Origin of the sequence: Enterobacter cloacae complex sp. P17RS (assembly GCF_014895885.1) — a bacterium.
Taxonomy (GTDB): Bacteria; Pseudomonadota; Gammaproteobacteria; order Enterobacterales; family Enterobacteriaceae; genus Enterobacter; species Enterobacter bugandensis.
Map to the genome: position 1 here is coordinate 19,419 of NZ_JADBQK010000016.1, position 18,925 is coordinate 38,343.

Consider the following 18,925-nt stretch of genomic DNA (forward strand, 5'->3'; position numbering starts at 1 on the left):
TCTCACTTATCCGGGATAAACCGTGATGATGTCGCCGTCATAGCTCAGGGCGCCGGTATAGAGATAACCCGGAATGTCCTGGATGATATTCAGGCCAATAAGGTGGCGGCTGGCAGGCTTTGCATCAGCAATCAGCCTCTCCATTTCGTAATACATTTCTTCGGTGATACCGGTGTCCAGCACGCCAATATCAAGGCGAAAGGTGCCGGGCGGATCGTTGGTTTCCCACCACTCGGTGACGTTAATCAGATAGCCAAGCGGCTCCACCACGCGACGCACGGCGCCAATCGTCCCTTTGTGGGCATGGATAAACCACGCCGCGCGGATCACGTCCCGCTTGGTGGCTTCCGGCCAGCTCTCGTCCCAGCGGTCAACCGAAAATGCCCATGCCAGCCACGGCAGCAAATTCGCCGGGCAGGTATCCACATTCCAGAGGTGGCGCAGCGGAACGGGCGTATTTTCGATGTCCGCACAGGCGCGCGCTGCCGCGACCTCAAGGGGCGATGAGCCAACCGGTAAAAGGCGGGTGTTACTCATCGTTCCCTCCCACGGTTACGCTGTAGTGGCTGCACCATGAGGCCTGGGTTTCATCAAGCACGATGTCAGCCGCGGGTGCGGTCAGTTCCACCCGCTGCACCCCTTCTACGTGAAGAGCGGCATAAATGGCGGACTTGCGAATATCGCGTCCAAGCCGATGCTGAGCCGTGATATAGGCCTGTAACCGGGCTCTTGCCGCGTTGAGTACCGGCTCGCTTTCGGGGCCGGGAAAAAGGAAAAGCGATGCTTCAATGCTGTAGTCAACTATTTTGGCCGACTGAACGGTAACGCGGTCGGCAACCGGCCTGACGTCTTCATCGTTTAGGGCGTTACGAACAATAGCGATCAGCTCTTCAGACGCTATGCCGTTATTCTCCCGGGAGAGTACGGAAATTGTGACGTTCGCTGGCTGCGGGCTGATGACGGAGATGTCCGCTACCCGCCCATCGGCACTGCGGCCATGGAACTGGTACGCGCCAGTCGAGCCCGCGACACTCAGCCCTTCCGGGGCCTGCTGAATGCGCAGACGAAAATCGGTATCGGACTCCATCACAGCCGGCGTGGGCGGAAATGTGGTGTCGTCGGCAGGGGCGATCACCAGACGCGCAAGGTTAGCGTTTGCCCCAATCTGGTCCAGATCGCTGCCCGCTGCATAGGCCAACATGACCGCACGCGCGGCCTCGTTAACCCGCTGACGCCACATGACTTCCCGGTAGGCATTCTCCTGCAGGAGCTTCACAATCGGCTCTGACTCCAGCGTCAGCGTCCGCGCAATCGCCTCTCGTTCCTCTTCGGGATAGAGCGAGACAAAGGTGGCCTTTCGTTCTGCCAACAGCGTTTCATAATCCACCTCTTCCACGACATCAGGCGCGGCGAGCTGGCTCAGATCAACAATAGCCATAGCGTTTAACTCAGTGAAATGGTGATAGAAAAGGATTGTCCGGAGGTCGGGCGCGTGCCGGTGATATCGACATACAGCGTCCCGTCGTTCTCCGAACGCTCGAAAGTGATTGCCGTCAGGCTTATCCGCGGCTCCCATTTCTGGATGGCGGAATAGCATGCGGACATGATTTGCAGACGCAGCGCAGGGCTCTGCGGCCTGTCGATCATCGCCGCCAGCAGCGAGCCGTAGTCCCTGCGCATGACCCGCGAGCCAATCGGCGTGACCAGAATGTCGCGCACGCTTTGCCGGATGTGTTCAGCTTCTGAAATGCTCAGCCCGGTCTGCCTGTTCATTGCCCTGTATCGCACCGTCATTGTGTCCCCTTAGTCCAGCTTCCGCCGCTTTGCACGCTGCCGTGCGCATGGTTGTCCACCTGCACCCCATTGGAGGTGAATTTACCGCCGGAATGCTCAATATTTCCGGCCATCACACCGCCCTGCTGCACTTCAAGAGAGGCGGTAATTAACTTGTTGGTACACACCACTTCAGGCGTATCCAGCGTGATGCGGGAAGTTGACGTCACCCGCACCTCCGGCACGGTGGCGGTCAGCGATTCCGAGGCGGTAATGTCGGCCGTTTTAATGCCAGTAACCGTCAGCGCCCCGCGTTCGGGTTCGTACTCGATCACCGCGCCGTCAGGGAACGATACATGGATCGCGTCAGACGACCCGGACGGGGCCGGATGGTCGTCCGAGAAAATGCCGGGCAGTACAAAGGCGGTATCAAGCTCGCCGCCGATGGCCAGCAGCAGCACCTGCTCGCCCTCGGAAGGCGCCCACCACACGCGCGAACGTCCCGCACGACAGGTTAGCCAGTTCAGCCAGGTGGTTTTCATCCCGCCGGTCTGGACACGACAAAGCCCCCTGTTGAGGTCAACATCGGTCACAACACCGATACGAATCAGATTGCGGATCGCGCGAGCGATACCGTTAATGGAAGTTAATGTATTCATGAGAAGAGAATGCCGTTCAGAGAGAACGGCAGCAACGAGACGGGGTTTTATGCGGGATGAAACAACACGCTGTACAGACAGCGGGCTCTCGGCGTGGGGGAACTTACGCCTCCCACTGGCTGACCAGCTCACCGTTGATGTACAACGACGTCGGACGCGTGACGGGCTCCGGCAGCGGCGGCTCCGGGGAATACGTCGCGTACAGAGCGCTCTGATCCTGGGCAACAAGCATGCGCTCGGTTAATTGCAAACTGATGCTGATATCCATCGTATCGTCATCGTTTAAGACGATCGTGAAGGAACATCCGTTTTTACGGCCTTCATCAAGGGTAAAAATGTCCGGCTGGTTTTCCCGAAGCCAGGCCAGCACGGGAACGAACAATCCCTCGCTGTCGCCGGTGAAACCGCTGACCTTTGCATTCAGTTGATAGTGTTTTTCAAAGGAGAGCGAGGAGGCCAGGCGGGCGTCAATATACCCGCTTCCGACCGACATCTGCAGGCGTTCCGGGCTAGCGTTCAGTTGGGGGATCGCGTCAATTAATGCCTGGCGCAGGCTCTTGAGTTTGTGCATCGAATTTATCCTGACAGTTTTTAATGGTTTCAACCTGCAGCGCGCAGGCGATAAGGGCATACTCAAGCCTGCGAATATCCGCGCTGAGATCGCCGTTAGTGGCGGGTTCGCTGCCCGGCATCGGGCAGAGGCTCACCTTCGGGCAGGCGTGGTAAACAATGGGCTGCGGAGGCACAGGCGGTGCGGGTGTGCAACCTGCGGACAGCATCAGGCAGCCGAGCACTATACCAGCGGCGTAACGCTTCATTTTCATTGAGTAATCTCCCGATAGTCGCTTCCCGTCTCGCGCTCTCTTCGCCCGCAGTGACAAGCGCCTCGCGGAGCCTGACCTGGGCGTTTTCGTTTGATCGGGCAATCCGTTGCGACAGGGACAGCTGATGGTTAAGCGTGGCGAGGGCATTTTTTTGCTCGCTGGCGACCCGGTTAGCCGTAGCTAAGGAACGGGACAGGGTCAGGTTGTCATGACGGAGCCACAGCGTGATGGCCAGCAGCCCGGCCAGCGCCAGCATGAGGGCTCTCATAGCAACCCCTTCGTGCACCATGCCTTCTCGCGGACACGGCGATTTTCGAGCCCGGTATTTTTAACGCCGTTGACGTACACCCAGCGGGTAAGCTGCTCGCACGCCTGCGACCACTGTTTACGCTTGATAAACGACACCAGCGTCGAACGACAGGCAGCGCCTGCGCCGACATTAAACGTGAAGCTCACCAGCGCGTCGTAGACCCGTGGCGGCATTTCTACCGGCGCGCACGCCGCCAGCCGCCGCTCCACGTTGAGCACATCAGCGACCAGGTTTGCCGCGGCCTCGCGTTCGGTAATGTCCCGCGTGGGCACAACGTTTGCCGTGTGGCCAATGCCTGACGTCCACACCCCGGCACTACACCGGTAGGGCGAGAGGCGGCATCCCTCAAGATCGGCAATCAACGCCAGCCCCTCAGGAGACGTTTTCAGTAACCGAAAATCAGGCATCAGCACCGCCAGGGCCAGCACGCCGGCGACGCTGCAACGCTTAATGATTGAGTTCACGAATGCTCTTCTTATCGAGGCCAAGAGATTTGAGATAGCGCCAGGTTTTTCGCTTAAACCAGTAATTCGTCAGCGCGGTAAAAATGGCGCAAAGACTTCCCACGTACAGCGCGACTTTGTCAGGAGACATCGCCCCGAACCAGGCAAGCGCCACGGCCAGCCAGTAGGCGATAAACGTGGTGATTTTCTCCAGGCTCAGTCCCATAGGTTTACGGATTCTTTTGTGGGGGCGGTATCCACCTCCGGCATCTCTACCGGCGTGCCGTGAGGCAAGATAACCCCTAACTCCGCGAGGCCAGAGTTGGCCTTCAGAACGGCTTCAACGACGCCAGCCGTGCGCCCATAAAAGCGGGCGCAAACGGCATCAAGCGTGTCCCCCTGCATTGCATAGATCTTCATCAGTCGCTCCCGACATCCGGTTTCCAGGTACTGAAGAGTTTCCCGGGCCAGCAGGCTTTTCGCTATCGCTGACGGATGGACGCTCGCGGACACAACAAACCATCCGAGGGAAGCGAAGCGCGGTTCAATGGGAACGTAAAAATCTAATGAGGGTGTTCGGTCCGGGTAATAAAACCGGGTTTAACGCCAGCTCTCGTCTTCCCAGACTTCCCGGAGAATAGTGTCCAGCGCCTCGCGATCGGCCTCTTTTTCAAGCCCCTGGAGCTCTACCCCCGTCACCGAGCCTACTCTCACGGTCACCCTCGTTGACGGAAACAGGGACCCTATTCTGCGGGTCAGTTCGCACTGAAAGGCTTCGGCGACGGACTGGCCAGCCAGCCGATCTTTATCGAGAGTAATGTTCACCCGAACGTTACTCTCTTTTTTGATTCGTTCCGGAACAGGCGATGCCGAGAAAACAACGGTAAAGGCGTTGTTCTTGATTAAATTTCCCCGCGCAATCTCAGCAATCAAATTCAGGGCAATCTCACGATCTCTTTCCTGACACGTTCCTTCTGTCGTCAGCCGAGCAATCATCTCGACTCGTTCAATCATGACCTGCTCGTTCAACTCTCTGTCCACACAACCTCCACCACGAGATACTGTATAAACATACAGTAGCATGTATTCATAAAAAGAGTGAAGCGAAAAATCAGAACCTTTAACGGTATGTACATGATATCGATAAAGATTAGCGTACTCGACTGGTTAACAGATCCGTTAAATACCCAATACGTTCAAGGATTTTCCGCGCCTTTTCCTGATAAGAACACGCTGCAGGAAATAGCGTTCCGTCAGCTGCGCCCCTGCACCATTTGTCGTTAAAACGGCTAACGCCTCCGGCCATAAGATGCAGGGCCTCGCCCCGGCTGATGGCTATCCCGGTGGCGAGCCGTATCTCGTCAATCACCTTCTCTGGTACCCCGTTCTGCGGGTCGCTCGCGAAGACGATGGGCGACGTAGCGCCGGGGCGGATGAATTTGATGCGTTCGGTTAATGCCCGTCTCGCACGCCGGCTTAGGGGCTGAGACAGATCGTCCTGCGTACAGTTATTGACAGAACTCCGAGAGGGCTCAGGCGCATTCTTAATTTCCGGGGCCCTCTTCGGCACAATTTTCCACTGGGTGAGCCGGGTGACAATCGGGCTGCCCGCGCCGACGGCGGAGTCGTACACGCCACGAATACGGACCGTTTCCTCGCCGTACTGGTTAAACCCGGCGCGCGGTCCATACAGCGTGCGCACCTGTAAATCATCGCGACGGACAAACGGCCCGCCCTGCGCAGTAACGTAACCCGCCCAGTCACCGGCGTCGGCGGCATCATGGACGGCGGCAAACTCAACGCTCAAGCCGCGCGCGGCCTCAGTATCCGCCATACGTCGCAGCTCGCGGTAGACCGTTACCGGCGCGCCGCCGATGAACTGAAACTGACGAATGTGCCAGCGTCCCGCCCAGGCCGAAACGGCGGACGCCGTCTCCTTCAGAAGTCCGCCGCTTTCGTTATCGGTCTCGCCATCGAGCGCATAGCCGTCGATATTCTTTGAGATGTATTTGGCTATGTAACCGGTAGCACTGCCTTTCTTAGGATCGATCGCTTCCGCGTGAAAGCGCGCTCTTATGGCACTTTCGCTCTGCAGCTCAACAGCATCCTCCTGCCGCGCGTAATCCCCGATAATCTGGCGAACGCAGTCAACATCTTCCGGCAGCATAAACATCAGCATGTGCCAGTGGGGCGTACCGTCGTGATGGGGTTCCGCAACGCGGATACCAAAAATACGTCGCCCGTCCCGGTGGAGTTTTGCCCGGATACGCGCCCAGAGACGGGTAAAGTAGCCTTGCGTATCCGCCGGGCTGGCCCCGTTCCACTTAGCGTTGGGGTAGCCCGATTTCACGGTCGCGTGATACTGCGCGGGCGCGGTTAAGGTATAGAACTCGCCCACGTAGCCCAGCGCCTCACAGATATTTTCAAACCCGCGGATGCGGGTCATCAGTTCACAGCGGCGTATCGCCGGGTTAGACACCGAGGTATCGTATTTTTCAATCAGGCTGATGCGGTTGCCCTCTTCATCTTCAAGCTCCATGCCCTTGAGAAATTCGCGGGTGCGGCGCTTCTGCTCGCGCCACTCGGTCACGCAGCGCCTGCTCGCATACGCCGTTCTCTTTTTGCTGACGTTGCCGAGGGCAATCTGCAAATGCTCGCGCCAGGCCGCCGCGATACGGCGCAGGCGCCCGCGCCACCACACCTCGGAAAACATGCGGATCACCGCCGAGGCAACGTCATCTTTGTTGAAAAACGTCTTTGACACCCGTTCCCAGTGGGGAGGCGAAACGTTGAACTGCCGGGCGATCAGTCCGGCGCGCTGGTACCAGACGTAAAGCGTCCGGTATTCGCCCATCTCAGCATCGTTAATATTCGCCAGCTCGCCGCGAATAAAGCTGGCGATATCTGCGGCCAGCAGGTCGATGTCCGCGCGGGACATATCCGGAAGACGGTTATAGCGCGTAACCAGCTCAACCATCCTCGAAGCGAGGTATTGCAGAATCTGGGTGTCGAAATGGTCATTAAACACGGCCCTGGAGACCGTATTGTGCAGGCCCTTGCAGGCATAGCGTTCAGAGACCAGACGCAGGCGGGGCAACATCCTTTTGCAGAAGCGGATCGAGAAAGCATTAGCCTTCAGGCTGCCCTGATGCTGCTCGAGGGCGTCAATCGTGCGCCAGACCTCGAAGCGCACGCAGTCAGGCTGCTGTGAGAGGGCAATTCTTGCCTGCTGCAGCGCCGCGAAGAGGCGATCGCGACGCTGCTGTTGGGTGTGCGTGAGGTAAGGGCTGGCAATGGCCGACCGTGGAGCGTTCCACGGATAAGCAAATGACGTCGCCAACTCATCCTCCCCGGACGTGTTTATTTTTCATCTCCGCGATCTCCTGGCATGTGATGCACAAGGCCACTCCAGGTACCGCCTTTCGACGCGCCTCAGGTATCGGCGCATCGCAGTCCTCGCACAGAAAACGCGAAGGCGATGCGGGTCGCCTGCGGGCGCTGTTAATGTGGCGCTCTCTGTCTTCCTGCTCGCGCGCCTGCGCAAGATCGATAAAATCGGCCATCAGTGCAGCTCCTGTGATTCACGCTCGTAGCGGGCTGCCTCGTGGCACAGCAGTTCGGCAACGTCCTCTCCGCTCATGCCGGTTTTGCAGATATGGCTCGCCAGCGCCTCCAGGCGCAGGGAGACCGCGAGGGCTCGCGCGCATCGTTCCTCTGTTTTTGCCTCCATCAGCAGGCGTTTCAGTTCTTCACTTCCGATCGGATAGGGGCGGTTTTCACTGTTTCGCATCACGCGTTCTCCTTAATTTCAGGCAATAGGCTGCCCGGCGGGTTTACGCCATTAGGTTTTTGGTTGGGTTATATCGGCATGGTCAGCCGTTCAGGAAATAAACTCACAACGGCACGAAAATGATTCATGGCGGTAATTAGCGCCCGTTTCTCTTCGGTCGTCAGCTCGCTGATATCGCACTCATGACGGGCGACGGGTAATCTCGCCAGGTAAAAGATGGCGGCCAGCGCCCTGCTGTTCTCCTCAAAACAGGGATCGCGCTTATCGCGCAGCTCGGCCATAAACCGTGCCAGCTCTTTTCCGCTATCGCTCCCGTATCGGGCGCGCAGTTCAGCGACGTGGTTAAGCCCGTTAAGACGTGCTCCCACGCTAAGTGGAACCCTTGCATGGGCAGCTTCTATCGCCATATCTCCCCTCGCATAAATTCACGCACGCTAATGTGCTGAAAACGCTCATAGCACGGCATTTTCCGCCGTTTGATGATTGCGATTTCACAAGCCATGCTGCAAAATTCCCATTTTGATAATGTCTGCAATCATTAGCCTCTGTTTGCCAACTTCTGACGCTGATTGCTCGAATTTGCAATGATATTAATACCCAATTGAGTATTAGTAAACACCCAAAGGAATATATTTTGATACTGGATTCTCAAGTGAATAATGAAGAGTTACTCGATAGAATCTGTCAGGTATATGGTTTCACGCAGAAAATCCAGCTGGCCCGGCACTTTAATATCGCCGCCAGCTCGCTTCAGAACCGCTACGCGCGCGGTACCATCTCTTACGACTTCGCGGTTCAGTGCGCGCTGGACACCGGTGCCAGCCTGCGCTGGCTGATGACCGGGCAAGGTGCGCAGTTTGAAGGTAACACCGCATCGGGCGATCCGGTTTCAGTTTCGGCATTCACACTCAGTGATGGTAAGCTGGAAGAAAATACCATTTTGAGCATTGATGCCAGTTTCTTTAGCAAACCGCTGGCTCGCGGCATCGCCGTTCGGGCAGAGGGAAAGCTTCACTTTATCGAAAAAGAGGCGTCGTTAACCGACGGCCTTTGGCTGGTCGAGATTGAAGGCACCGCCAGCATCCGCGACTTAACGCTGTTACCGGGCAAAAAACTCCACGTAGCGGGCGGTAAAGTTCCGTTTGAGTGCGGTATCACCGAGATAAAAACGGTGGGTCGCGTGGTGGGGATCTACAGCGAGGTTATCTAAGGGACAGAGCAGGAAACAGTGAAAACGAAGCCATTTTGCGTATTCGCTTTCCTGCTCATATCTCATACCTCACAAACTGCAAATCTAAAGAAATCCCCCATCGCGCCGATCATCATCCGTGTGTATTATTTCCTGTAGCTTTTACAACAACTACCCTTAACTCAAATACTTAAGCGCCAAAGCGAAAGGCATCATGAGCACACCGATCAAACGGCTAGAAATCATTAAAAATGCCATTGAACTGGAAGATGACGACATCATCCAGAGCCAGCTGACACGCCTGAAAAATGAAGCGTTTGACGATGAGCTACAGACAATCGTCGTGGCGCTTGAGGAGAAGAACTACACCGCGGCCATGGCGGCTATTACCGCCTGGCTGCAGGGCCAGCGCGCCGTGACCCCGTGGCGTGACCCACAGGTAGCCGCCAGCAAGCTGGAGCTGAAGGCGCTGGAAGAGCGTCTGCGCGATCTGATTGACCGCCGCAACGCGCGCGTGCAGCAGCTTGATGAGTTCAACGATCTCTATTTCTCCCGCCTCGGACCGCTGATGCAGCAGATCCTCGCCCTGCGTAAAACGCTGGCGGAGCTGAACCTGCGTCGTCAGCAGGCGGAGGCACGTCGTCGCGAGGAGGATTACCGCCGCTGTCAGCGCTATATGGCGCAGGCGGTGGAGGTGCTGGCGACGCTTACCCAGCGCTGGCGCGATCTCCCGGCTGACTCCGTCCAGGCCGCTCAGGCGCGTAAGCATCTGGAGCAGCAAAGCAATCTGATTGCCAACCTGCTGGCCGAAGCGCTCGAACTGGAAAGCGGCTTAACGCGCGAAGAAGAGCCCGCGCGTCAGGCGCGCGACGAGGCCAACGAAGAGTACGAGAAGTATCGCGAACAGCATCACGATGCCGAAGTGCGGCTGCGCAAGGGCAAACATCTCTCGGAAGAAGATCAGAACGAACTCAAGCGCCTCTGGCGGCAGGCGAGCAAGCTCTGCCATCCGGATTTAGTCGCAGACGATCTGAAAGAGGAAGCCAACGCGATGATGGTGCAGCTCAACCAGGCCAAACAGCGCGGCGACGTCAAAACCATTCGCTCGCTGGTGGCCCGCCTGCAGCAGGGGTTCGAGCCATTGATGGCGAGCGACAGGCTGAACGATCTGGAGCGTATCCGCAAAAAAATGGCGCAGGTCCGCGAGCAAATCGACACCTTAGTGAACGAGCTGGCGGAGCTGGAAAAAGAGGAGTCCTGGCTGCTGGTCTCGTCGCTGAGCAATATGGAAGCGTACTTTGCTCAGCAGGAGAAAGCGCTAAAAGAAGTATGCGCCTCGCTCGAACACCAGGTTAACGAAGCGCAGATGGATTCGGCAGCCTGATTATTTAGTGTGCCAGTATGCGCTGGCACGCACCAGATGCTGGTCAATCGCGTTGGTTTCAAACTGGCGGCTCAGGCTTTTTACCACCTTCCCTTCTCCGGTCAGCCAGATAAAGTAATCCTCCGCCGGAACGGTCAGCGCCGCCAGATGGTCCGCGACGGCCTGCTCGCTGTGGCCCACCACCCAGGTGATGTTGAAATCACTCAGGTGCGCCAGATAGTCCTTATAAGATTCGTCACCTACGGTCACCACCGCGTGAATCTCCGGACAAACCGGCAGTTTAGCAATGCTATCTAAACGTCGACGCAGCGCTGGCATGCCGGACTCGTCGCACACGTACAGCTGCCAGGCGTAATCCTCCGGCACTACCAGCGAACCGCGCGGGCCGCCGATCGTCAACCTGTCGCCCACCTTCGCCTCGACTGCCCAGCCGCTGGCAATCCCGCCGTCATGAATGAAGAAATCGAGCGCCAGCTCATGATTTGCCTCATCGTACAGCGGCGTATAGTCGCGCGCCTGTGGACGTACGCCGTCGCCCCAGTCGATACCATCATCGGTGACCTTCGGCGGGACAAACGTGGTGCCAGGTGCAGGGAAAAAGACTTTTGTGTGGTCGTCGAAGCCGCGGGAGCTAAAGCCCTCCAGCGCCTCGCCGCCTAAAACAATGCGCTGAAAGCCTGCGCTAACGCGTTCAACGCGGCGCACCGTCAGCTCGCGAAAGCGCAGGTCATTACGCACGCGCTGTGGGTAACGGGTAGATGCCATTTTTAGCCTCTTCTCTGGTGAATACGATATATCGGAATTGATTTTTAAATGATAATGATTACTAATCAGTAAAAAAGCAAGATTTTTTAGATTGCATCTGAATATATCTTAGATATAGTTTAGATATATCAAATTAAGAGACATAACATGCGACATGAACACGACGGCGGCGGACGCCGACCGCGCTTTTTCGGCCACGGCGACCTGCGACTGGTGATTCTGGATATCCTAACCCGCAGCGCCAGCCACGGCTATGAGCTGATCAAAGAGATCGAGAACCTGACCCAGGGGAACTACACGCCGAGCCCCGGCGTGATCTACCCGACGCTGGATTATCTGCAGGATCAAACCTTTATCACCATTACGGAAGAAGAGAGCGGTCGTAAGAAAATTGCGATTACCGCTGAAGGACAACGCTGGCTGGACGAAAACCGGGAACAGCTGGAACAGATCCAGGTGCGTATTAAGGCGCGCAGCGTCGGCTTTGAGCTGCGCAAAAACCCGCAGATGAAGCGGGCGCTGGATAACTTTAAAGCGGTGTTAGACCTGAAGGTAAATCAGGGAGAGCTCAGCGACGCGCAGCTCAAGCAGATTATCGGCATAATCGACCGCGCGGCGCTGGAGATCTCTCAGCTGGATTAAGCCGACGCGTGCTCGCTCACTCGGAATACGCGTACCAGCTCTTTCAGGTGCATCGCCTGCTCGTTAAGGGATGCCGCCGCCGCGACGGACTCCTCCACCAGCGCAGAGTTCTGCTGGGTGGTGGCATCAATCAGGCCAATCGCGCTGTTGATCTGCGAGATCCCTTCCGTCTGCTCGTGGCTGGCCTGGCGGATCTCACGCAGGATCGTGTCCATCTCCTCCACGTTGCCGACCATGCCGTTGATCAACGCGCTCGCTTTTTCCACCAGATTCATCCCGTCCTGGGTCTGGCTGGTGGAGCTCTCGATCAGCTCGCGAATTTCACTGGCAGACGACGCGCTCTTCTGGGCAAGCTGGCGAACCTCACCGGCAACCACCGCGAAGCCGCGGCCGTGCTCGCCCGCACGCGCCGCTTCCACCGCCGCGTTCAGCGCCAGAATGTTGGTCTGGAACGCAATGGCGTCGATCAGGTCGATAATGTCGGACATCCGGTTCGACGTCTCGTTAATCAGGCGCATTTTGCTGGTCACCTGCTTCATCATCTCCCCGTTGTTTTTGACCACCGTGGCGGCATCTGCCGAAAGATTAGTCGCTTCCCCGGTGTGCGAGGCAGTGTTTTTCACCGTCGCGGTGATCTGCTCCATCGAGGCGGCGGTCTGCTCAACGGAACTTGCCTGCTCCTCGGTGCGCGCGGCAAGATCCTGGTTACCAGCGACAATCTGCGCGGCTGCGCTGGAGATATTCTCCGAGCCCGTTTGCACCTGCTGCACAATATCCAGCAGGCGGTTTTTCATCTCCATCAGCGCGTGCAGCAATAGGCCCGTTTCGTCTTTGCCGTGCGGCGTGATGCTGCCCGTCAGGTCGCCCTCTGAAATGGCATTGGCAAAATTCACCGCCTCGCCGAGTGGGCGGGTAATAGCGCGCACGATAAACCAGCCAATCAGGCTGCCAGCGGCGACGCTAAAGAGGGTGATCAGGATCAGCAGCAGTCGGCTGGACCTGAAGTCTCCTTCCACCTGCGCCCCCGCGCTCTGCATCTCATGGTTCTGAATCGCAATCAGCTCCTGCACTTTAGCTTTATAGGCCTGCTGCACGGTGAGGGTATGGGTCATCATCTCCTGGATAGCACCCGCACGGTCATTATTCTGCACCGCCTGCAAAATGCGATAGCGCGAGTCCAGATACTGCTGACGAACGTCGCGGATCTCGGCAAGGACCTGCTGCGATTTCGGGTCCTGCAACACCGTATTCAGCTCGCCCAAAATCACCGTGATATGCTCGCTGATCTCTTTAAGATGCTGCTGCGACTGTGCCGTGTACGTTCCCTGTTCATCCAGCAGCATGAGCTGCTGAGTGCTAATAAATTCCTGGAAGTTGTCGATTAACTGGTTCGCTTTTACCGTGGTGGGATAATCATGGGTAATGATGGATTGCATCCCGTTGTTAGCCCGGTTCAGGCTCAGTAAGGACATACTGGCGCTGATCACCATCAGGACAATAAAGAATCCAAACGCCAGAAATAATTTCGTGCCGATCTTTACGTCATGTAAGAACATATTTACTCCATCGATGTGATTATTTCTCAGACGATCGCTGTTATCGGTAACGAATCCGCTAACTTTATGACTTTGATCGTTTTTTTATTTCATAACCATCACAATGGATAGGTAGAGGCTATTAATTCCGCCCCATCGATCGTTACCAGACCACCAGAACAGGGTTTTGCAAAATAGCATCGGGAAAAACTGACTTAGGCAGGGATAAATAACTGAGACATTTTCTTTAGTTATTTAATATCTCATTAACAATAAAAAACATTAATAGTCACAACCACAAATAAAAAAGCCGTTTATTCCTTACGGTATAAACGACTTTTCCGGAACATTACTGGCTCAATGGAGCACCGTCACCGCATCCTTAAGACGCCCGGCGCGGTGTTTCACCATGGCAGAGATGTGCGCGCTCTCCTCGACCAGGTCGGCATTTTTTTGCGTAATGCTGTCCAGTTCCGCCACCGCGCGGGTTAGCTCTGACAACCCGGTCGCCTGTTCGGACGTCGAGTGGCTGATCTGCGCGATGAGCTGCGTGACGTTTTTCACCTGCTCGACAATGTCATCCATCGTGCGGCCTGCGGCGTGCACCTGCTCCGAGCCGGACTGTACCCTGCTGGCGCTGGCATCAATCAGCTTGCGGATATCGTTAGCCGCATTCGCGCTGCGGCTGGCAAGGTGGCGAACTTCCCCCGCGACCACGGCAAAGCCTTTCCCCTGCTCGCCGGCTCTTGCCGCTTCAACGGCCGCATTCAGCGCCAGGATATTGGTCTGGAAAGCGATGTCGTTAATCAGGGAGGTAATCGAGCCGATGCGCTGCGTGCTATCGGCGATGTCATCCATCGTTTTCACCACGGTCTGCATCGCGTTGCCGCCTTTCGTCGCCGCGCTGCTCGCGGCGACGGAGAGTTTGTCCACTTCGGCGGCGGTTTCTGAGTTGCTCTGAACGGAAGCGGCCATCTGGTTCATCGTTGCGACGGTCTGCTGCACGTTCGCCACGGTCTGACGCGTACGATCGTTCAGCGCTTCGTTCCCCTGCGCCAGCCTGTCGCTGCCGTCACGGACGCTCATCACCTGGCTTGAGACGTCATTGATGAGCCAGCGGCACATCAGCCCCAGCTGTCCTACCGCGCGCAGGGTCAGCCCCAGCTCGTCGCTGCGGTTCAGATGCTGCACGCTGTTGCGCTCGCCGGTCGCCACCTTCAGCGCCTGATGCGCGACGTTTTCGATCGGGCGGACAATTTGCTGCTCAAACAGCAGCGTTCCCAGCAGCGTTATCACGGCGGCCGCTGCGAGCGGCACCCAGCCTGCGGAGGTGGTCACCAGGGTAGCGGCAAGCGCGGCAAAGAGCGCCGCCATCACGCTGCGTACGCGCCAGCGTAGCGGCATGTAAGGAAGTTTACCCAACCAGCCCTTACGCACCACCAGTCCTTTTTGGATGCGTTTTTTACAGCTCCCGTTATTCAGCGCCCGGTAGAGCGGCTCTACGGCAGCGATCTCTTCCTCCGTGGCTTTGGTGCGGATCGACATATACCCCGTCACCTGCCCATTCCGCACCATCGGTACCGCATTCGCACGCACCCAGTAATGATCGCCATTTTTACGCCGGTTTTTGACAATGCCGCTCCACGGCTCACCCTGCTGCAGGGTGTACCACATATCGGCAAACGCAGCTTTTGGCATGTCGGGATGGCGCACCAGATTGTGCGGCTGGCCCATCAGCTCATCAAGCTGATAGCCGCTCACCTGCACAAAGGTGTCGTTTGCATGGGTCATATAGCTGTGGACGTCGGTGGTCGACATTAAGGTGGTGTCATCGTCCAGAGGATAATTATTCTGGGTGACACAGGAAGGAGAAGACATGACGGGCATTCCTTGCAGGTTATTCGAATGTTAATTTTGTGGTTTATTGTTTTTTCGGCGGTAAACAATTTATCTTTAGTTGTTAAACTTGATGGAGATCGCAGATTTCACTTAAACCGCACTTTTTGTGAGATTTTATAATTCATTGATTCCAAATACTTTCGCAAAGAAATTACCTATAAAGCATGACCTGTTAACGCCCACTTAAGCTGCAAGCCATGCACTCCTTTAGTGCAATTGCCTTTTTGTGCACCTGAGAATGCGGGTTGCCCTGTCCCCCTAAATCCCGTTTCGATTGCTCCGGCATGATTAAATATTGCGCAACATAATTTTAACCTGGCGTTTATCCCGATTTTCGTTAAGTCATCTGAAGTGGCGTAATCCCTGCAATACTTAACTCAGTATCATGTGATACGCGATCCCCGGGAGCATATTTTGAACAGGTTACCTTCCAGCGCCTCGGCTCTTGCCTGTACCGCGCACGCACTGAATCTCATTGAGAAGCGAACGCTCGATCATGAGGAGATGAAACAACTTAACCGAGAGGTCATCGATTATTTTAAAGAGCATGTGAATCCTGGTTTTCTGGAGTATCGCAAATCTGTTACCGCCGGCGGGGATTACGGAGCCGTAGAGTGGCAAGCGGGAAGTCTCAACACGCTTGTCGACACCCAGGGACAGGAGTTTATAGATTGCCTGGGTGGTTTCGGTATCTTTAACGTGGGGCACCGTAATCCAGTAGTGGTTTCCGCCGTACAGAATCAACTTGCGAAACAACCTCTCCATAGTCAGGAACTGCTCGACCCGCTTCGCGCCATGCTCGCGAAAACGCTGGCGGCCTTAACGCCCGGCAAGCTGAAATACAGCTTCTTCAGCAACAGCGGCACCGAGTCGGTCGAGGCGGCGATCAAGCTCGCCAAGGCGTACCAGTCGCCACGCGGGAAATTCACCTTTATCGCCACCAGCGGCGCGTTCCACGGGAAATCCCTGGGGGCACTGTCTGCGACCGCCAAATCCACCTTCCGCAAACCGTTTATGCCGCTGCTGCCGGGCTTCCGCCACATGCCGTTCGGCGACATTAACGCCATGCGCACCGTGCTGAGCGAATGCCGTAAAACCGGCGATGACGTGGCGGCGGTGATCCTCGAGCCGATTCAGGGTGAAGGCGGCGTGATTTTGCCACCACAGGGCTACCTGCCCGCCGTGCGTCAGCTGTGCGATGAGTTTGGCGCGCTGCTGATCCTCGACGAAGTGCAGACCGGGATGGGGCGCACCGGCAGGATGTTTGCCTGCGAGCACGAGAACGTTCAGCCGGACATACTGTGTCTTGCGAAGGCGCTCGGCGGCGGCGTGATGCCGATTGGTGCAACGGTTGCCACCGAGGAGGTGTTCTCGGTGCTGTTCGACAATCCGTTCCTTCACACCACCACCTTTGGCGGAAACCCGCTGGCCTGTGCGGCGGCGCTGGCCACCATCAACGTGCTGCTGGAGCAAAACCTGCCTGCGCAGGCGGAGCAGAAAGGCGACATGCTGCTGGATGGTTTCCGCCAGCTGGGGCGTGAGTACCCGGAGCTGGTGCAGGAGGCGCGCGGCAAAGGGATGCTGATGGCAATCGAGTTTGTCGACAATGAAATCGGCTACAGCTTCGCGAGCGAGATGTTCCGCCAGCGGGTGCTGGTAGCCGGCACGCTCAACAACTCGAAAACCATCCGCGTGGAACCACCGCTGACGCTGACCATTGAGCAGTGTGAGCAGGTGCTGAAGGCGGCGCGCAAGGCGCTGGCAGCGCTGCGGGTAAGAGTAGAAGAAGTATGATTTAATCCCTCCTCTTATGGAGGAGGGAGTTATATCCACTCTAATTTCATTTCAATTTGTAATTAAACATGGCATATTGAAAATCACTCTTACATTGCCCTAAAGAACAATTCCCGTTTTAAATTAATATTTAATTTTAATAAAAGGATAGCGTTCAATAACAATGCAGAAATATCACTCTCGGCGATTGCACCTTACTAAATCAGGCTAAATAGCGCATCAAACATACCCTCCCATTCTAAAAACTAATAAATTTTTAATTAAAACCCATTTAAGAATTTCTAAGCAAAAATCAACCAGCAATAGATTGATATAATATGCCTCGCCTCATAAAATACGCTTTCGGAACATCACGAGAATGTGCAAAACACAGCGTACTGTATGATTCTGTATATTCATGATTTTTAATCTGAATAGTCTTGTATTAAGTCACCTTTAATTTTGTTTCAACTTGACAGAAAACTGTTTATTTAAAAGGATTTGTATGAAAAAGCATGTTTTAGCAATGGTTGTTGCTGCATCTATGGCAAGCGGCGTGATGATGAACGCACAGGCAGACACCACCACAGTAAGCGGCGGTACCGTTAATTTCGTCGGTCAGGTTGTTAACGCTGCCTGTTCAGTTGCTGCCGATTCTGTTGACCAGACCGTTATCCTGAGCCAGGTTCGTACCGTGAAGCTGACTCAAAGCGGAATGCTGGCGAATCAGAAAGAAGATTTCAACATTAAACTGGAAGATTGCGACACCACTGTCAGCCAGAACGCAGCGGTTATTTTCAACGCGCAGCAGGATGCTACTCAGCCGGGCGCTATGGCGAATACCGCGGGTGCAGGTTCCGCACAGAACGTGGCTCTGCAGCTGTTTGGACCGGACGGTAAAAACCTGGATCTGGGTACCACCTCTTCTGCAATCGGCCTGATCAACGGTGAAAACATTATCCCACTGAGCGTTGACTACATCGCTACAGGCGCAGCAACACCAGGTAACGTAGCATCTACCGCTACCTTCCAGATGGTTTATTCCTAATCGAATTAGGATGCTGTCATCCCTCCTTCGTACGCCTGTACGAAGGAGGGATTTTTAATATAACCGACCGTTTTATATAGATTAAATACATAGGCTTAAACGGCATGTTTTATTCTATGTATTTGATTATGTATTCAATGAAGTGATATATAAATGAAACGAATTAATACTGTATCTTTGATAACGAAGCTGATTACGCATTCTTTTTTATTCGCAGCTACGGTGCTGACTACGGCTCACGCTGGGGGGATAGGCCTGGGCGCAACGCGTATTATTTACCCTCAGGGTGATAAACAGATTTCGTTACCTATTACGAACTCGTCTCAAAGCAATGCTTTTCTGGTGCAATCGTGGGTTGCGAACGCCGATCAATCGAAGTCCACAGACTTTATTGTCACGCCTCCACTTTTTGTTATGCATCCTAAAAAAGAAAACACCATCAGGATTATGTACGCTGGCCCAGATTTGCCGAAAGACAGAGAAAGCGTTTTTTATTTCAACAGCAAAGCTATCCCGGCCGTGGATAAAAGTAAGTTGCAGGGAAATACATTGCAGATTGCGACGCAGAGCGTCATTAAGCTTTTTATTCGCCCAAAAAAATTGCCTACCCCGTCAATTGACGCGCCAAAGGCGCTGCGCTGCACGGTCAGTAACGGCAAGTTGACCATCAAAAACGCGTCGCCTTATTACGTGTCGCTGGTGCAATTCAAAGCGGGAAACGCAAAGTTAACCAATAACATGGTTCCGCCAATGAACAGCCTGGTCGTTGATCTACCAGCCGGTAGCGGGAGCCAGGTGACGTTCCAGACCGTTAACGATTTCGGTGCTACCACCCCTGTTCAGACATGCCCTGGAGCATAATTTTCCCGGAAAAATACCGAACATAGCGCG

Annotated in this window: 24 protein-coding genes; 6 read left to right on the top strand and 18 right to left on the bottom strand. The window is 55.4% G+C overall.

Annotated features, from left to right (window positions below):
- Window positions 1-6: 6 nt before the first annotated feature.
- From IM265_RS13115 to IM265_RS13180, 15 genes are all read right to left on the bottom strand, one after another.
- The gene (locus tag IM265_RS13115; RefSeq protein WP_193031393.1) at window positions 7-537 is read right to left on the bottom strand and encodes a phage tail protein I; all 531 of its coding nucleotides are present in this window, start codon (window positions 535-537) and stop codon (window positions 7-9) included.
- Complete coding sequence (locus IM265_RS13120) at window positions 530-1,438, bottom strand: baseplate assembly protein (RefSeq protein WP_136343796.1); 909 nt, start codon at window positions 1,436-1,438, stop codon at window positions 530-532. The genes IM265_RS13115 and IM265_RS13120 overlap by 8 nt, the downstream gene beginning before the upstream one ends.
- A gap of 5 nt (window positions 1,439-1,443) precedes the next feature.
- Window positions 1,444-1,794 (bottom strand): GPW/gp25 family protein, encoded by a 351-nt coding sequence (locus IM265_RS13125; protein WP_193031392.1) that lies wholly within the window; start codon window positions 1,792-1,794, stop codon window positions 1,444-1,446.
- Complete coding sequence (locus IM265_RS13130; protein WP_193031391.1) at window positions 1,791-2,432, bottom strand: phage baseplate assembly protein V; 642 nt, start codon at window positions 2,430-2,432, stop codon at window positions 1,791-1,793. Before IM265_RS13130 ends, IM265_RS13125 begins: the two co-directional genes overlap by 4 nt.
- Before the next feature lie 103 nt (window positions 2,433-2,535).
- A complete protein-coding gene (locus IM265_RS13135) occupies window positions 2,536-3,003 on the bottom strand; it encodes a phage tail protein (protein WP_193031390.1) in 468 nt (155 codons plus the stop codon).
- The gene (gene lysC, locus IM265_RS22045; RefSeq protein WP_232927912.1) at window positions 2,966-3,211 is read right to left on the bottom strand and encodes an Rz1-like lysis system protein LysC; all 246 of its coding nucleotides are present in this window, start codon (window positions 3,209-3,211) and stop codon (window positions 2,966-2,968) included. The genes IM265_RS13135 and lysC overlap by 38 nt, the downstream gene beginning before the upstream one ends.
- Window positions 3,099-3,524 carry an Rz-like lysis system protein LysB gene (gene lysB, locus IM265_RS13140; protein ID WP_193031389.1) on the bottom strand — a complete coding sequence of 142 codons (426 nt, stop codon included), beginning with the start codon at window positions 3,522-3,524 and terminating at the stop codon, window positions 3,099-3,101. The genes lysC and lysB overlap by 113 nt, the downstream gene beginning before the upstream one ends.
- Complete coding sequence (locus IM265_RS13145) at window positions 3,521-4,030, bottom strand: lysozyme (protein ID WP_193031388.1); 510 nt, start codon at window positions 4,028-4,030, stop codon at window positions 3,521-3,523. Before IM265_RS13145 ends, lysB begins: the two co-directional genes overlap by 4 nt.
- A complete protein-coding gene (locus IM265_RS13150; protein ID WP_045260131.1) occupies window positions 4,014-4,235 on the bottom strand; it encodes an HP1 family phage holin in 222 nt (73 codons plus the stop codon). Before IM265_RS13150 ends, IM265_RS13145 begins: the two co-directional genes overlap by 17 nt.
- The gene (locus IM265_RS13155; protein ID WP_136343801.1) at window positions 4,226-4,429 is read right to left on the bottom strand and encodes a tail protein X; all 204 of its coding nucleotides are present in this window, start codon (window positions 4,427-4,429) and stop codon (window positions 4,226-4,228) included. Before IM265_RS13155 ends, IM265_RS13150 begins: the two co-directional genes overlap by 10 nt.
- Window positions 4,430-4,609: 180 nt before the next feature.
- The gene (locus tag IM265_RS13160) at window positions 4,610-5,050 is read right to left on the bottom strand and encodes a DinI-like family protein (RefSeq protein WP_041908026.1); all 441 of its coding nucleotides are present in this window, start codon (window positions 5,048-5,050) and stop codon (window positions 4,610-4,612) included.
- 109 nt (window positions 5,051-5,159) lie between these two features.
- Window positions 5,160-7,349, bottom strand: coding sequence for a replication endonuclease (locus tag IM265_RS13165; protein WP_193031387.1), 2,190 nt, complete (start codon window positions 7,347-7,349; stop codon window positions 5,160-5,162).
- 1 nt (window position 7,350) lies between these two features.
- Window positions 7,351-7,572, bottom strand: a complete 222-nt coding sequence (locus IM265_RS13170) for a TraR/DksA family transcriptional regulator (RefSeq protein WP_041908022.1) — start codon at window positions 7,570-7,572, stop codon at window positions 7,351-7,353.
- Window positions 7,572-7,799 carry a DUF2732 family protein gene (locus IM265_RS13175; RefSeq protein WP_063943019.1) on the bottom strand — a complete coding sequence of 76 codons (228 nt, stop codon included), beginning with the start codon at window positions 7,797-7,799 and terminating at the stop codon, window positions 7,572-7,574. The genes IM265_RS13170 and IM265_RS13175 overlap by 1 nt, the downstream gene beginning before the upstream one ends.
- A 68-nt stretch (window positions 7,800-7,867) precedes the next feature.
- The gene (locus tag IM265_RS13180; RefSeq protein WP_063943017.1) at window positions 7,868-8,206 is read right to left on the bottom strand and encodes a DUF5347 domain-containing protein; all 339 of its coding nucleotides are present in this window, start codon (window positions 8,204-8,206) and stop codon (window positions 7,868-7,870) included.
- A gap of 227 nt (window positions 8,207-8,433) precedes the next feature.
- On the opposite strand from IM265_RS13180, the gene IM265_RS13185 reads away from it, so the two are divergent.
- Together IM265_RS13185 and IM265_RS13190 are read left to right on the top strand one after the other, a co-directional pair.
- The gene (locus IM265_RS13185) at window positions 8,434-9,009 is read left to right on the top strand and encodes a phage repressor protein CI (RefSeq protein ID WP_048958930.1); all 576 of its coding nucleotides are present in this window, start codon (window positions 8,434-8,436) and stop codon (window positions 9,007-9,009) included.
- 193 nt (window positions 9,010-9,202) lie between these two features.
- Window positions 9,203-10,372: a hypothetical protein gene (locus tag IM265_RS13190; protein ID WP_063943013.1), complete on the top strand. Its 1,170-nt coding sequence runs from the start codon at window positions 9,203-9,205 to the stop codon at window positions 10,370-10,372.
- Here the strand turns inward: IM265_RS13190 and IM265_RS13195 are convergent, their stop codons facing one another.
- Window positions 10,373-11,137, bottom strand: coding sequence for a siderophore-interacting protein (locus IM265_RS13195; protein ID WP_193031386.1), 765 nt, complete (start codon window positions 11,135-11,137; stop codon window positions 10,373-10,375).
- Between the two features lie 147 nt (window positions 11,138-11,284).
- Here IM265_RS13195 and IM265_RS13200 point away from each other — a divergent pair, with 147 nt between their 5' ends.
- Window positions 11,285-11,779, top strand: coding sequence for a PadR family transcriptional regulator (locus tag IM265_RS13200; RefSeq protein ID WP_041908013.1), 495 nt, complete (start codon window positions 11,285-11,287; stop codon window positions 11,777-11,779).
- Here the strand turns inward: IM265_RS13200 and IM265_RS13205 are convergent.
- Together IM265_RS13205 and IM265_RS13210 are read right to left on the bottom strand one after the other, a co-directional pair.
- A complete protein-coding gene (locus IM265_RS13205; protein ID WP_182034919.1) occupies window positions 11,776-13,335 on the bottom strand; it encodes a methyl-accepting chemotaxis protein in 1,560 nt (519 codons plus the stop codon). The two genes, IM265_RS13200 and IM265_RS13205, sit on opposite strands and share 4 nt — an antisense overlap.
- Before the next feature lie 336 nt (window positions 13,336-13,671).
- Window positions 13,672-15,192: a PAS domain-containing methyl-accepting chemotaxis protein gene (locus IM265_RS13210; RefSeq protein WP_193031385.1), complete on the bottom strand. Its 1,521-nt coding sequence runs from the start codon at window positions 15,190-15,192 to the stop codon at window positions 13,672-13,674.
- A gap of 435 nt (window positions 15,193-15,627) precedes the next feature.
- Here IM265_RS13210 and ygjG point away from each other — a divergent pair, with 435 nt between their 5' ends.
- From ygjG to IM265_RS13225, 3 genes are all read left to right on the top strand, one after another.
- Complete coding sequence (gene ygjG, locus IM265_RS13215; RefSeq protein WP_193031383.1) at window positions 15,628-17,007, top strand: putrescine aminotransferase; 1,380 nt, start codon at window positions 15,628-15,630, stop codon at window positions 17,005-17,007.
- Between the two features lie 484 nt (window positions 17,008-17,491).
- A complete protein-coding gene (locus tag IM265_RS13220; protein ID WP_028014482.1) occupies window positions 17,492-18,034 on the top strand; it encodes a fimbrial protein BcfA in 543 nt (180 codons plus the stop codon).
- A 153-nt stretch (window positions 18,035-18,187) separates the two neighbouring features.
- A complete protein-coding gene (locus IM265_RS13225) occupies window positions 18,188-18,895 on the top strand; it encodes a fimbria/pilus periplasmic chaperone (protein ID WP_028014483.1) in 708 nt (235 codons plus the stop codon).
- The last annotated feature ends 30 nt before the right edge of the window (window positions 18,896-18,925 follow it).

Coding starts and splice junctions, on each gene's coding strand:
- IM265_RS13155 (WP_136343801.1), bottom strand. CDS start 4,429: ATGAAGATCTATGCAATGCAGGGGGACACGCTTGATGCCGTTTGCGCC.
- IM265_RS13210 (WP_193031385.1), bottom strand. CDS start 15,192: ATGTCTTCTCCTTCCTGTGTCACCCAGAATAATTATCCTCTGGACGAT.
- IM265_RS13225 (WP_028014483.1), top strand. CDS start 18,188: ATGAAACGAATTAATACTGTATCTTTGATAACGAAGCTGATTACGCAT.
- IM265_RS13135 (WP_193031390.1), bottom strand. CDS start 3,003: ATGCACAAACTCAAGAGCCTGCGCCAGGCATTAATTGACGCGATCCCC.
- IM265_RS13130 (WP_193031391.1), bottom strand. CDS start 2,432: ATGAATACATTAACTTCCATTAACGGTATCGCTCGCGCGATCCGCAAT.
- IM265_RS13190 (WP_063943013.1), top strand. CDS start 9,203: ATGAGCACACCGATCAAACGGCTAGAAATCATTAAAAATGCCATTGAA.
- IM265_RS13175 (WP_063943019.1), bottom strand. CDS start 7,799: ATGCGAAACAGTGAAAACCGCCCCTATCCGATCGGAAGTGAAGAACTG.
- IM265_RS13150 (WP_045260131.1), bottom strand. CDS start 4,235: ATGGGACTGAGCCTGGAGAAAATCACCACGTTTATCGCCTACTGGCTG.
- lysB (WP_193031389.1), bottom strand. CDS start 3,524: ATGAGAGCCCTCATGCTGGCGCTGGCCGGGCTGCTGGCCATCACGCTG.
- IM265_RS13125 (WP_193031392.1), bottom strand. CDS start 1,794: ATGACGGTGCGATACAGGGCAATGAACAGGCAGACCGGGCTGAGCATT.
- IM265_RS13200 (WP_041908013.1), top strand. CDS start 11,285: ATGCGACATGAACACGACGGCGGCGGACGCCGACCGCGCTTTTTCGGC.
- IM265_RS13120 (WP_136343796.1), bottom strand. CDS start 1,438: ATGGCTATTGTTGATCTGAGCCAGCTCGCCGCGCCTGATGTCGTGGAA.
- IM265_RS13170 (WP_041908022.1), bottom strand. CDS start 7,572: ATGGCCGATTTTATCGATCTTGCGCAGGCGCGCGAGCAGGAAGACAGA.
- IM265_RS13115 (WP_193031393.1), bottom strand. CDS start 537: ATGAGTAACACCCGCCTTTTACCGGTTGGCTCATCGCCCCTTGAGGTC.
- IM265_RS13180 (WP_063943017.1), bottom strand. CDS start 8,206: ATGGCGATAGAAGCTGCCCATGCAAGGGTTCCACTTAGCGTGGGAGCA.
- IM265_RS13220 (WP_028014482.1), top strand. CDS start 17,492: ATGAAAAAGCATGTTTTAGCAATGGTTGTTGCTGCATCTATGGCAAGC.
- IM265_RS13195 (WP_193031386.1), bottom strand. CDS start 11,137: ATGGCATCTACCCGTTACCCACAGCGCGTGCGTAATGACCTGCGCTTT.
- IM265_RS13205 (WP_182034919.1), bottom strand. CDS start 13,335: ATGTTCTTACATGACGTAAAGATCGGCACGAAATTATTTCTGGCGTTT.
- lysC (WP_232927912.1), bottom strand. CDS start 3,211: ATGCTGTCCGCAGGTTGCACACCCGCACCGCCTGTGCCTCCGCAGCCC.